Source organism: Mesorhizobium sp. CNPSo 4670 (genome assembly GCF_057784235.1).
This window is the reverse complement of record NZ_JBWJFQ010000020.1, coordinates 19244-31896: the sequence shown is the minus strand read 5'-3', so window position 1 is coordinate 31896 and position 12653 is coordinate 19244. Positions and strand designations below refer to the sequence as shown.

The 12653-nt window shown below is 62.0% G+C and carries 12 protein-coding genes; 3 read left to right on the top strand and 9 right to left on the bottom strand.

What is annotated here, in order from left to right:
- Nucleotides 1–27 precede the first annotated feature (27 nt).
- Nucleotides 28–744: a 6-phosphogluconolactonase gene (pgl, locus tag AC0ZT5_RS27250; protein WP_488498951.1), complete on the bottom strand. Its 717-nt coding sequence runs from the start codon at nucleotides 742–744 to the stop codon at nucleotides 28–30.
- Nucleotides 726–2195: a glucose-6-phosphate dehydrogenase gene (zwf, locus tag AC0ZT5_RS27245; RefSeq protein WP_477289714.1), complete on the bottom strand. Its 1470-nt coding sequence runs from the start codon at nucleotides 2193–2195 to the stop codon at nucleotides 726–728. Before zwf ends, pgl begins: the two co-directional genes overlap by 19 nt.
- Nucleotides 2196–2521: 326 nt before the next feature.
- On the opposite strand from zwf, the gene AC0ZT5_RS27240 reads away from it, so the two are divergent.
- On the top strand, nucleotides 2522–3268 hold the full coding sequence (locus AC0ZT5_RS27240) for an SDR family oxidoreductase (RefSeq protein ID WP_477289715.1): 747 nt from the start codon (nucleotides 2522–2524) through the stop codon (nucleotides 3266–3268).
- Nucleotides 3269–3326: 58 nt separating this feature from the next.
- On the opposite strand, the gene AC0ZT5_RS27235 is transcribed toward AC0ZT5_RS27240, so the two are convergent.
- From AC0ZT5_RS27235 to AC0ZT5_RS27220, 4 genes are all read right to left on the bottom strand, one after another.
- On the bottom strand, nucleotides 3327–4193 hold the full coding sequence (locus tag AC0ZT5_RS27235; RefSeq protein ID WP_488498950.1) for an SH3 domain-containing protein: 867 nt from the start codon (nucleotides 4191–4193) through the stop codon (nucleotides 3327–3329).
- A 360-nt stretch (nucleotides 4194–4553) separates the two neighbouring features.
- Nucleotides 4554–5840, bottom strand: coding sequence for an NAD(P)/FAD-dependent oxidoreductase (locus tag AC0ZT5_RS27230; RefSeq protein WP_488498949.1), 1287 nt, complete (start codon nucleotides 5838–5840; stop codon nucleotides 4554–4556).
- Nucleotides 5841–5879: 39 nt separating this feature from the next.
- Entirely contained in the window at nucleotides 5880–6248 is a 369-nt protein-coding gene (locus tag AC0ZT5_RS27225; protein ID WP_488498948.1) for a four helix bundle protein, read from the bottom strand.
- A gap of 29 nt (nucleotides 6249–6277) precedes the next feature.
- Nucleotides 6278–7714, bottom strand: a complete 1437-nt coding sequence (locus AC0ZT5_RS27220) for a glutamine synthetase family protein (protein WP_477289718.1) — start codon at nucleotides 7712–7714, stop codon at nucleotides 6278–6280.
- A 164-nt stretch (nucleotides 7715–7878) separates the two neighbouring features.
- Here AC0ZT5_RS27220 and AC0ZT5_RS27215 point away from each other — a divergent pair, with 164 nt between their 5' ends.
- Nucleotides 7879–8595 (top strand): HAD family hydrolase, encoded by a 717-nt coding sequence (locus AC0ZT5_RS27215; protein ID WP_488498947.1) that lies wholly within the window; start codon nucleotides 7879–7881, stop codon nucleotides 8593–8595.
- A gap of 102 nt (nucleotides 8596–8697) precedes the next feature.
- Here AC0ZT5_RS27215 and AC0ZT5_RS27210 read toward each other — a convergent pair whose 3' ends face one another.
- From AC0ZT5_RS27210 to aceA, 3 genes are all read right to left on the bottom strand, one after another.
- On the bottom strand, nucleotides 8698–9150 hold the full coding sequence (locus AC0ZT5_RS27210; protein ID WP_488498946.1) for an ANTAR domain-containing protein: 453 nt from the start codon (nucleotides 9148–9150) through the stop codon (nucleotides 8698–8700).
- Between the two features lie 230 nt (nucleotides 9151–9380).
- Nucleotides 9381–9623, bottom strand: coding sequence for an SMc00767 family acetate metabolism repressor (locus tag AC0ZT5_RS27205; RefSeq protein ID WP_488498945.1), 243 nt, complete (start codon nucleotides 9621–9623; stop codon nucleotides 9381–9383).
- Nucleotides 9624–9681: 58 nt separating this feature from the next.
- Complete coding sequence (gene aceA / locus AC0ZT5_RS27200; RefSeq protein ID WP_478352429.1) at nucleotides 9682–10971, bottom strand: isocitrate lyase; 1290 nt, start codon at nucleotides 10969–10971, stop codon at nucleotides 9682–9684.
- A gap of 237 nt (nucleotides 10972–11208) precedes the next feature.
- On the opposite strand from aceA, the gene AC0ZT5_RS27195 reads away from it, so the two are divergent.
- A complete protein-coding gene (locus AC0ZT5_RS27195; protein WP_488498944.1) occupies nucleotides 11209–12651 on the top strand; it encodes a helix-turn-helix domain-containing protein in 1443 nt (480 codons plus the stop codon).
- Nucleotides 12652–12653: the final 2 nt, after the last annotated feature.

The window sequence follows — 12653 nt, the reverse complement described above, 5'->3', positions numbered from 1 at the left end:
TCTGCCGGGACCCTCAGCACGTTCAAATCAGGGCGCCCAGAAAACCTCTACGGGCTTGGGTGCGGCATCGAGCACGGCGCGGATTGGCTTTCGCGGTCCAGGCGCGACCGCGCTGTCGAAAGCGGTGCGCTTGTCCTCGCCTTCGATGTGCAGCGCGATGAAGCCGGCATCGACAATGCGCGCCAGCGACAAGGTCAGCCGCGGCTCGACGGCGCTCGCCGCATGAACCGGCAGCACGATCCTGTCGGACGACGGGTCGAGCAGCTTTGCCAGATCATCGGCATCGGGAAAGAACGAGGCGGTGTGGCCGTCCGGTCCCATGCCGAGCACGACGACATCGAGCGGCCAGGGCAATGACTGCAGCGCTGCGTTGTCCGACGCCGCCGCATCCTCGATGCCGACGGCTTCGTGATAGAGCGGTACGAACCGTGCCGCTTTTGCCGCGTTCTGCAAGAGATTGGCGGCCACCAACCCGGCATTGGAGCGCGGCGAGGACGCAGGCACGAAACGCTCGTCGACCAGCGTCACAATCACCTTGTCCCAGGCGATGGGTATCACCGAAAGGGCGGCGAAGAATTTGGCCGGTGTGGTGCCGCCGGAGACGGCGAGCAACCCTGTGCCGCGCTCGGCGATTGCCTTGGTCAGGCGCCCGGCGACATGGCCGGCAAGGGCGGTGGCCAGTTCCTGACGCCCGGCGAAGCCGTTCCAGCTATAGGCGACGCTGTTCAATTGCTCTCGTGCCATGTCCGCCCGTCACGTTCGATCAGTGCAATGGAGGCTGACGGTCCCCAGGTGCCCGCTGTGTAGCCCTGCGCTTCCTGTCTGGCGCTCTCCCAGGCGTTCTGGATCGGGTCGATCCATTTCCACGCCGCCTCGACTTCGTCGCGACGCATGAACAGGGTCTGGTTGCCACGGATGACGTCCATGATCAGCCGTTCATAGGCGTCCGGCGCGCGGCCGTCGAAGGACTGCGCGAAGCTCATGTCGAGCGAGATCTGGCGCAGCCGCATGCCGCCCGGACCCGGATCCTTGATCATGATGAACTGCTTGACGCCTTCGTCCGGCTGTAGCCGGATGACCAGCTGATTGGCGAAGATCGGCCCGGCGCTGTCGCCGAAGATCGAATGCGGGATCGGCTTGAACTCGATGACGATTTCCGAAACCCGCGTCGCCAGCCGCTTGCCGGTTCGCAGGTAAAAGGGAACGCCCGCCCAGCGCCAGGTGCCGATCTCGGCCTTGATGGCGACGAAGGTCTCGGTGTTGCTGTCGTGGGCAAGCTCCTCGACATAGCCCTTCACAGCTCCGCTGGCCGAGGCGCCGGCGCGGTACTGGCCACGCACAGTATGCTTCGGCGCCTCGTTGCCGTTGATGCGCTTCAGTGCCCTGAGCACCTTCAGCTTCTCGTCGCGCACCGCGTCGGCATCCATCGACGACGGCGCTTCCATGGCAACCAGGCACAACAGCTGCAGCATATGGTTCTGCACCATGTCGCGCAGCGCGCCGGCCTTGTCGTAATAGGTGACGCGGTCTTCCAGCCCCACGGTCTCGGCCACGGTGATCTGCACGTGGTCGATATGGGCGGAATTCCACAGCGGCTCGTAGAGCGCGTTGGCAAAGCGCAGCGCCATCAGGTTCTGCACAGTCTCCTTGCCGAGATAGTGGTCGATGCGGAAGATCTGGCTTTCGTGGAAATCGTCGCCGACCAGGTCGTTGAGTGCTCGCGCCGAGGCGAGGTCGCGGCCGATCGGCTTCTCCAGCACGATGCGCGAGTTCGGCGTGATCAGCTTGTGCTCTTTCAGCTTGTGCGAGATATCGCCGAACAGCGCCGGCGCCACCGCCAGGTAGAAAGCGCGGATGCGGTCGCTATCGCCGATCGCCTTCTTCAGCTTGTCGAAGCCGGCGCCCGTCGTCGCATCGGCCGAAACGTAGGAGAGGCGGGCAAGGAAGGTCTTCAGTTCCTTGGCGTCGATATCGGCAGCCTTGACGTGGTCCGAGATCGCCTGTTTGGCGAAGGCCTGGAATTCCTCGTCGGTCATCTTCGAGCGCGACGTGCCGATGATGCGCGTCGGCTCGGAGAACTGATGGTCGCGCTGGCGATAGTAGAGCGACGGCAGAAGCTTGCGTTCCGACAGATCGCCGGTGCCGCCGAAAATGATGAAGTCGAAAGGATCGACGGGGATGATCTGGCTGGTCATGGTCTGTCCGCTCTGACGCCGGTCGCTGTGACGCGGCTGATATAATCTAATCGATTTAAATTTTCCAGTGCCATGGTGTCACATCTGAGTGTTGCGCCTGCCTCTTGACAGCCCGATACCTCGGAGGCTTGTCGACAGGCGCGGCCCCGGAAGCCTTCGCAGTTGCAGCATAGAGCGGGATCGAAGCGAAAGCCAAAGGAGAAATCGGCGATGACCGCACATCTTTCGACCAGCATGGCTAGAAGCCGTGGCCCCGTCAGAAGTCATGGCTTTGCATGTGCCGCGGGCACTCCGGTCGAACGTCACCAATCATGAGCGGGAAAAGCATGCGTCTGGAAAACAAGGTTGCCGTCATCACCGGCGCGGCGGCGGGCTTTGGCGAGGGCATCGCCAGGCGCTTTGCCGGGGAAGGCGCCAGGGTCGTCGTCGCCGACCTCAACGCCAAGGGCGCGGAGCGTGTCGCCAGCGAGATCGGTGAGGCGGCGATCTGGACCCAGACCGATGTTTCGCTGCGGTCCGAGTTCGACGAGATGGTCTATGCCGCCAAGAGCGCCTTCGGCCGTATCGACATCATGGTCAACAATGCCGGTTACACCCACCGCAACGGCGACATGCTCAACGTCGACGAGGAAACCTTCGACCTGATCACCGCCGTCAACATGAAAGCGATCTATCACGCCGCACGCGCCGTTGTGCCGATCATGGATCGGCAAGGCGGCGGCGTTATCCTGACCACGGCTTCGACCGCGGGTCTCCGGCCGCGGCCCGGCCTCACTTGGTACAATGCCTCGAAGGGCTGGGCGATCACCGCCACCAAGTCGATGGCGGTGGAACTGGCGCCGAAAAACATCCGTGTCAACTGCCTCTGCCCGGTTGCCGGCGAGACCGGCATGCTGGAGAAGTTCATGGGCGCCGACACGCCTGAAATCCGCGAGAAGTTCCGCGCGTCGATCCCGCTCGGCCGGCTTTCGACACCACTCGATATCGCCAACGCCGCACTTTGGCTGGCGTCGGATGAAGCCGCCTTCATCACCGGTGTGGCGCTGGAGGTCGACGGCGGACGCTGCATCTGAGAGCGCCGACGCAAATCAAAATGCTGCACGGCGTTTCGGCGGCGGATCGAGACAGGCGTCAGGCGCCGGTCTTGATGTAGGTCTTGTAAATCCAGCCGGTCTTGCCGTTGTAGGTGATCTGGCACCACTTCTTGCAACTCATCACTTGCACCGAGCTTTTGGCTGGCACGGTGAGGATAGCAGCGGCATTTTTCTTCGGGCCGCTGCGCATGGTCACGGCCCTTAGTATCTGTCCTGTTCCGGCGGCCTCGACCTTGCGTGGCTTCGCCTTGGCCTGGCTGTCGTCGCCTTCCGCCGCCGCGGGCTGTTCTGACGGCACTTGCGGCTGCACCGCCGGGATGGCTGCGGTTTTCGCGCCATCGGGACGGCTAGCCGCCGGCGGAGTGGGTGCGGCAACCTTGGCAAGTTCGCTGGCAGCATCGCTATCTGCTGCCGGTTGCGCGAATGCCACCGCGGCTTTGCCCGGTGCTTGTTCAGCCTGGTTCGCCACCTTGCCGGGAGCAGGCGTACTGGCAGCGGATGCGGCCTTCGACTGCGAACCGGTCCAACGCGGATCATTGGCTGGCAGTGCCGGAATGGTGGCTTGCGCGGCCGCCACGGCTGGTAAAATCTTGTCCGATTTGGGCGCCGCCTGCGGCACGGCTGATGCAGCCACTGCTGCCCCCCCCGGAGCGATTTTCGTCGTTTTCACCGGAATGGTTGGAATGGTTTGCTCGGGGCTCGCCGCCGCTTGCCTGTCATTGGCCGGCAACGCCAGCCATAGCGCCACCGCGGCGACTCCAAGCAGTGCGGCTGTGCCGATCGCGGCGATCACCAGATGCGAATTCGAGCGGACCTCCTGCCAGAAGGACGGTCGCATGTCATATCCGAACTGCATGGCAAAGCGCCGACGTTCCGGCGTACCGAAACTGAAGGGCTCTCTCACTCTTGCCACCTCCATAAGCGGGCCGATGTTCTTCCGATCAAATGCCAAGAACCTGGCGCCAGATCTGCATCAGTCCCAAGAATCAAAGCGGGCAAGCCCGCAGAATTCCCCGTCAGTAACCCACAACCGGCATCTTTATATCGCTGATTGTGGCATCACTACGCCCTCATTAGGGATTCTGCTCCTTTGGAGGGGATTCTGCAATGTGCCGTTACGGCAACAAATATTACAACAATATTACATAGATGAGAGCGGTCCTGTCCGTCTGGAGCACGATCCCGAAAAGTGGCATCCGGCTTTCGCTGGAGATCACGCTCTAAAAACCGATAGCGTCCCAATTCCACCGGAACACAACAGCCTCTAGATCCTGTCGCGCAACGCGAACCAGTTGAGCGCCAGGAACAGCAGCGGCGCGCGGAAGCGCCGGCCACCGGGGAATGGCGGGATCTTCAGATCTTCGATCAGCTTCAGCCGGTCGCGGTTGCCGGCGACGGTTTCGGCATAGAGCTTGCCGAAGAAGTTCGACAGCATGACGCCGTGGCCGGAATAGCCGCCGGCCGAGATCACATTGGGCATCACTTCGCGCACGAACGGCTTGCGCGGCACCGTGATGCCGACATAGCCGCCCCAGCCATGCGTGATCTCGACATCCCTGAGTGCCGGATAGAGTTCGACGATCTGACGCCGGATGTGGATGTGGATATCCTTCGGATCGTTGACGCCATAGACTTCGCGTCCGCCGAACAGTAGCCGCCCGTCCTTCGATCTGCGGAAATAGCGCACCACGAAGCGGGAATCGTCGACCGCCTCGCCGCCCGGCAGCACTGTCGAGTCCGCGCCCAGCGGCACCGTCGCGCCGATGAACGAACCGATCGGCATGATGTGCGCGGCACTCACCGGTTCGAGCGTGCCGCCATAGGCGTTGACCGCGATCAGGCATTTCTGCGCTGTCAGCGTGCCTCTCGGTGTCGAAACCTTGACCTTGCCGCCACTGGAAATGATTGCGGTCGATGGCGTCTGCTCGAACAGCTGTGCACCGGCCTGCGCCGCCACCCGCGAGGTGCCGATCACCAGTTTCATCGGGTGGATATGGCCGGTGCCGGTGTCGCGCGTGCCGCCGAAATAGGCGGTCGAACCCAGCCGCTCCGCCGTCTCCTTGGCATCCATGAACGAGATATGCTGGTAGGAAAAACGGCTCGCCATGATATCGGCATGCGCCTTGTAGTCGTCGACATAGCGCGGCTTGTGCGCCACCGAGAGCTGGCCCGGCATGTAGTCGATATCGATCTGGTTGGCGGCGGCGAACTCGAGGAGATGCGCCTTCGCCTCTTCGGCAAGGTCGAACAGCGCCTTGGCGCGGGAGAAACCGTATTCGGCTTCCAGGTCCTCGACCCAGGCGCGCTGGCCGGTGCCGAGCTGCCCGCCATTGCGCCCAGAGGCACCATCGCCGAAGCGGCAGGCCTCAATCAACACGACATTCGTGCCCGCCTTGGCAAGGTGAGCAGCCGCCGAAAGGCCAGTGAATCCGCCACCGATGATGACGACATCGCATGTCCGGTCGCCATCCAGCGCCGGATATTCAGGCCGTGGGCCGGCAGTGTCCTCATACCAGGATCGGCCGGGTGAAATCGGGGATTGGTAGGGCATGATCCTCAAGGGGAGTAGGGGAGTAGGGGAGTAGGTAGGCTAGTCGGCTGACAGTTTGCGGATTAGAAGTCGAAGCAGTTTTCCCACACTCTCGGTACTCGCCAACAATGGATCTGACGTCGCTTTCGGCGAGATGCCGATACGTTCAGCGATCAGAAGCTGAGTTTCCAGTTCCTTCAGCGATCCTTGAGCTATACGAAGAAACTGCTGATAAGAACCTCGGATTTCTCTGCCATACCCCTCCGCTATGTTCGCCGGCACTGAGGTTGCAGAGCGTCGGACCTGGCTGGTCAGTCCATATAGTTCTTCTTTAGGCCAGGATTTCGTAGCGCCATAAACTGCTACCGCAAGGTCCATGGCCTGCTGCCAAACCAGCAAGTCCTTGTAGGAACCTGTTTTTTCGACCATCTGTTCCTACTCCCCTACTCCCCTACTCCCTACACATTCAGCAACAGATACTCCCGCTCCCACGGACTGATCACTTCCATGAACGTCTCGAATTCCGCCCGCTTGATCGCCGCATAGGTCGCGGCGAAGGATTTGCCGAGCAGTGCGCAAAGTTCCTCATCGCCCTCGAACAGGTCGACGGCTTCGAGCAGGCTGCGCGGCAGGTCGATCTCGGCCGCGTTGGCGGTGGTCAGCACGGGAGGCTCGGCCTTGATCTTGTTGGTGATGCCGATCAGCCCGCAGGCAAGCGATGCCGCCAGCGCCAAATAGGGATTGGCATCGGAGGAGGGGATGCGGTTTTCGACGCGTCGCGCCGCCGGATCCGAGCGCGGCACGCGGAACGCCGTGGTGCGGTTGTCGTAGCCCCATTTGTTGTTGACCGGGGCCGACGCCGCCTGTGTCAGCCGGCGGTAGGAATTGACATAGGGCGCGAACATCACCAGCGCGTTCGGCACATGCTTCTGCATGCCGCCGATGAAATGGAAGAAGTCTTCGGTTTCCGAGCCGTCCTCCGCCGAAAAGATGTTCTTTCCGGTCTTCTTGTCGATGATCGACTGGTGGATATGCATGGCCGAGCCGGGCTGCCCCTGAATGGGCTTGGCCATGAAGGTGGCATAGATCTCATGTTTGAGCGCGGCCTCGCGAATGGTGCGCTTGAACATGAACACCTGGTCGGCCAGTTCGATCGGGTCGCCGTGGCGCAGGTTGATTTCGAGCTGACCGGCGCCCTCTTCATGGATCAGTGTGTCGATCTCCAGGCCTTGACCCTCGGAGAAATGGTAGATGTCGTCGATCAGTTCATCGAACTCGTTGACGCCGGCGATCGAATAGCCGGCGCCGCCGCCGATCGCGCGCCCCGAACGGCCGACCGGTGGCGTCAGCGGATAGTCCGGATCGGGGTTCTTGCGCACCAGATAGAACTCGATCTCGGGCGCCACCACCGGCTTCAGCCCGAGTTTGTCGTAGGCGGCAAGCACGCGCTTGAGCACATTGCGCGGCGTGAATTCGACCGAGCGTCCGTCCTGGTGGACGAGGTCGCAGATGACAGCGGCCGTCGGGTCTTCTTCCCAGGGCACCACTGTCAGCGTCGACAAATCCGGCATCAGCTTGAGGTCGCCATCGTCTTCCGGATAGTGGAAGCCGTTGCCATCCTCGGGGTAGCCGCCGGAAATCGTCGTCATGAAGACAGCCGATGGCAGTGCCAGCGAGGTGTTGGAGGTGAATTTCTTCGACGGCATCATCTTGCCGCGTGCGACGCCGGCCTGATCAGGGGTGATGCACTCGATGTCCTCGATGCCGCGCCATTCCAGCCAGGCGCTGGCTTCCTTCCAATTCTTGACGCCACGTTGGTTTTTCACGAAGGCAGGCGTACGCGCCCGTCCTCCGCGGCTCGACGGACGGACTTCCTTTTTTGCAGGCGGCATCATTCACCAGATTGGGTTGCGGATTGTGGACTATAGCCGTGCGCCCCTGTGGAAGGGAAGGGGAGCCACGCCGGGCGTTGGTCGACACGGTTGAAAATCACGCCAATCGGCCTAGTTTCGGCCGCTTCAATTCCCAATCGAGACCCCAATCCCAAGAGAGACTTTACATGCGGCACGACAGCAAACTGACGACGATCGGCTTCGATGCCGACGACACGCTCTGGCAGAACGAGCAGTTCTTCCGCATGACGGAAAAGCGCTTTGCCGCCATGCTTGCCGACCATGGCGAAGCCGGGCACATCTCGGCGCGATTGCTGGAGGCCGAAAGACGCAACCTTGCCGTCTATGGCTTCGGCATCAAGGGATTTACGCTGTCGATGATCGAAACGGCGATCGAGGTCACGCAAGGCCGCGTGCCGGCTTCGGTGATTTCAGAAATTCTCGATGCCGGCCGCGAGATGCTGAGCCATCCGATCGAGGCCCTGCCGCATGCGCGCGATGCTGTCGAGAAGCTTGCCGGCCCATTCCGCCTGGTGCTGATCACCAAGGGCGACCTCTTCGACCAAGAGCGAAAGCTGGCTGGCTCGGGACTCGGAGATCTGTTCGACGCGGTCGAGATCGTCAGCGACAAGAGTGCCGCAACCTATGCCCGCCTGTTCAGCCGCCACGGCGATGGTCCGGCAAGAAGCATGATGGTCGGCAATTCGCTGAAGTCGGATGTGGTGCCGGCCATCGAGGCCGGTGGTTGGGGTGTCCATGTGCCGCATGAACTGACCTGGGTGCTGGAGCATGTCGAGGCTCCGGTGGCCGAGCCGCGCTTCCGCGAGATATCCGATCTCGGACAACTGCCCGGACTGGTCGAAAGCATTGTCAATTCGGGCTGATCTCAAGCAATTCCAGGAAAAGTGTGAAGCGGTTTTCCGTCCGGAATTGCGTCAAACAAAGAGATACAATGGTTCTGCGTCTCCATGAAACGATGAATCGCTTTAGCGGTTGATCAGGCGATCGATCACCGGCTGCAGCCGTTCGGGCGTGATCGGCTTGGCGACCACAATGTCGATGACGCTCGACAGGCCCAGGCTCTCCGGCGTGCCATTCTTAGTTGAAAGCAGGATCACCGCCGGGAGCGACTTGCCGGAGGCCCGCCGCAACGCGTCGATGCTGGACATCAGATTGTCGCAGTCCTTGTTGTCGGCGCCACCGTCAAGGACAACCGCACCGGGAATGAGGGAGCGCAAGATCTTAGCCGCCATGTCGGGAGATTCCGAGATTGGCTTGAGCCCGGATCGCTCGACGATCTTCGAAATCACCACGCGATTGATTGGCGATCTGCAGACGACGAGCACTTGCGATGGATCGCGGACCGTCTCTGTGTCCGAGTCGCGGGCAACAAAATTCAGGTGTCTTGGAGTCTCGCCTTCACGATTCACTGGGCACACAAGTCGGCCAAGAAGCTCGCCCCTATTTCAATGCAGAGTTGAATCTGGAGCGCAATTGGCGTGAGATCGCGGCCTATGTCAAGTTGAAATAAAAGGCCCCGAAATCATCTCTGGGAACAGTGAATTTCAAGCAACGCTACTGTACTCAACTGTCCACGGGTGGGCTTCATAAAAAGAAAATTCACCTGCGCAGAGACTGCGCAGGTGAAGGGTCGGTTGCGCGAGTTCGATCAGCCGTGGCTCTGCTGCGTGACGATCACTGGGATCAAGAGATCGCCCCAGTTTCCGTCGCCGCCGTGATGCCGTGCCGAGCGCACGAGCTCCACCGAGACGCCGGCCTCGACTGCCTTCATCACCGACTGGTTGAGGCGGTGCAGATCATTGGCCAGCATGCGGATCGTCGCTTGCTGGTCGACGGTCATCGTTGTGGCCTGTTCTTCGGCGCGTTCCTTGACACGGCTTATCGATGCCATTGGTCTTCTCCTTGTGTTCCAAGCCCTGTTGGGCGTTTCCTCTGTGTTGTTCTGTTTGCTATTCGGCGGCCGGCTTGAATTGCGCGTGCTCGGTCGATTCATGCATGGCGGTGGTCGACGACTGGCCGCCGGTGATCGCCATCGACACGGCGTCGAAATAGCCGGTGCCGACCTCGCGCTGATGCTTGGTCGCCGTGTAGCCATTGGCCTCCGCCGCGAACTCAGCCTCCTGCAACTCGGAATAGGCCGCCATCTGCCGTGCCTTGTAGCCGCGCGCCAGTTCGAACATGCCGTAGTTGAGCTGGTGGAAGCCGGCGAGCGTGATGAACTGGAACTTGTAGCCCATCGCGCCAAGCTCCCTCTGGAATCTGGCGATCGTCGCGTCGTCGAGGTTCTTCTTCCAGTTGAACGATGGCGAGCAATTGTAGGCGAGCAGCTTGTCGGGGTGATGCTTGCGCACCCCCTCGGCGAATTTCTTGGCCTGCGCTAGGTCCGGCTTGGAAGTCTCGCACCAGATCAGGTCCGCGTGAGGCGCATAGGCGACGGCGCGGGCAATGCAGGGCTCGATGCCGTTCCTGACGTTGTAGAAGCCTTCCACGGTGCGCCCGGCGCCGTAGTCGACGAAAGGCTGGTCGCGTTCGTCGATGTCGGACGTCAGCAGCTTGGCGGCTTCCGCATCGGTGCGCGCGACGACCAGGGTCGGTGTGCCCATCACGTCCGCCGCCAGGCGCGCGGCGTTGAGGTTGCGGATGTGCGCCGCGGTCGGGATCAGCACCTTGCCACCGAGATGGCCGCACTTCTTTTCCGACGCCAGCTGATCCTCGTAGTGGACGCCGGCCGCGCCCGCCTCGATGAAGGCCTTCATGATCTCGAAGGCGTTGAGCGGGCCGCCGAAACCGGCTTCCGCATCAGCGACGATCGGCGCGAACCAGGTCTCGACCGAAAGCCCGTTGCCTTCCGAGGTCTCGATCTGGTCGGCGCGCTGCAGCGTACGGTTGATGCGCTTGACCAGTTCGGGCGCTGCGTTGGCCGGATAAAGCGACTGATCCGGATACATCGCGCCAGCCGTGTTGGCGTCGGCGGCAACCTGCCAGCCCGACAGGTAGATCGCCTTCAGCCCGGCGCGCACCTGCTGCATCGCCTGGTTGCCGGACATGGCGCCGAGTGCGTTGACGAAGTCCTCCTCGTGGATGAGCTTCCACAGCCGGTTGGCGCCCATTTCCGCAAGGCTCTGGCGGATCTGAACCGAACCACGCAGCCGCTTCACATCCTCCGGAGAATAGGGCCGTTCGATGCCGTCGAAACGACCTTCCGGCGCCGAGGGGACGAGATTGTAAAAGTCAGTCATCGGTCACTCCGAAGGATTGCTACATCGTGTCCGGGCACCGATCATCTGCGCACCGGAATATGACTGAATTTACATTGCAGCGCGAAATGGGCTAGTTAAATTAGGGAATTTGCACGAACATAAGGGAAAATCTGTGTTGTGTTTGACCGCGAGCCGCTGTAAATTTGTCAAGGTTGTAAAAGGCCGGATGCATGACGGTCCCTGCGAAGTTATGTAAATTCTTGTCAAGGATAGTCGATGGCTGACCAGAAAATCTTTGCCGGACCGCGCATCCGACGCATCCGCAACACCAAGGGCCTGACGCAGACGGCGATGGCCGAGGGGCTCGGCATCTCGCCGTCCTATCTCAACCTGATCGAGCGCAACCAGCGGCCGCTGACGGTGCAATTGATCCTCAAGCTGGCGTCCGTCTACAAGGTCGATCCGCACGAACTGCAGGGCGAGGCAAGGGGGTCCATCGCCGCCTTGAAGGAAGTGTTCACCGATCCGCTGCTGGTCGGCGAGCTACCGGGAGATCAGGAACTGATCGAGCTTGCCGAGGCGGCGCCCAACGCGTCCGCAGCGGTGGTAAAACTGTTCCGCGCCTATCGCGAGCAGGCCGAGCGCCTGTCCGACCTCAACGAGCTCCTGGCGCGCGAAGGTCGGGCGACCGCACTTTCCGGCGCTCGCTTGCCGATAGACGAGGTGCACGAGATTTTCGAGCGCCGGCCCAACCATTTCGCGGCACTCGAGGAAGAGGCCGCGGCGTTCACCTCGGTGCTTGATCCCGGCGACGATCTGTTCGGTGCGTTGAAGGCCTGGCTGAAGCGCGAATACGGCATCGTGGTAAAGGTGCTGCCGGTTGCCACCATGCCGAACTGGCGCCGCCGTTATGATCGCCACTCGCAGCGCCTGTTCCTGTCCGAACGGCTCTCGCCGTTCGACCAGCTGCGCGAAGTGGCGATGGAGGCCTGCCTGATCCGCATGACGGTCGCGGTCGCCGGCGAGATCCAGGCGCTCAAATTGACCACCGACGAGGCCCGCCGTCTCGCCCGTTTCGAACTCGGCCGCTATGCGGCGCATGCTCTGATGATGCCCTACCAGGCCTTTCACGCGGCTGCCGTGCGTGCGCGCTATGATATCGACGTTCTGCGTTCGCGCTTCGGCGTTTCCTTCGAACAGGCGGCGAACCGGCTGACCATGCTGCAGCGGCAGGGCGTTCAGGGCGTGCCGTTCTTCATGCTGGAGGTCGACAATGCCGGCAACCGCTTCCGCAAGGCCGGCAGCCAGGGCTTTCCGCAAAGCCGCTTCGGTGGCGGCTGTCCCAAGCTGCCCGTGCATGTCGCTTTTACCCAACCCGGCCAGATTTTCGTCGAGGCGGTGGAAATGCCCGACGGCGCCGAGTTCCTTTGCATCGCCCGCACGCTGGAAGGCCCGCAAGGCGCCTTCTCCGAGCGTCCGCGCCGCACGGCGCTGCTGCTTGGGTGCGACATCGGCTTTCGCGATGACATCGTCTATGGCGCGGCACTTCCCGGCGCGGCAGCTACCACGAAGGCGGGCAGCGTCACGGCGACGCCGGTCGGGCCCGCCTGCCGGCTTTGCGAACGCGTCGGCTGTCTGGCGCGCGCCGAGCCGCCGGTGACGCGTCCGCTCGGCCTCGACGAGATGGTGACCGGCCTGAGCGCCTTCGACTTTCAGTAACG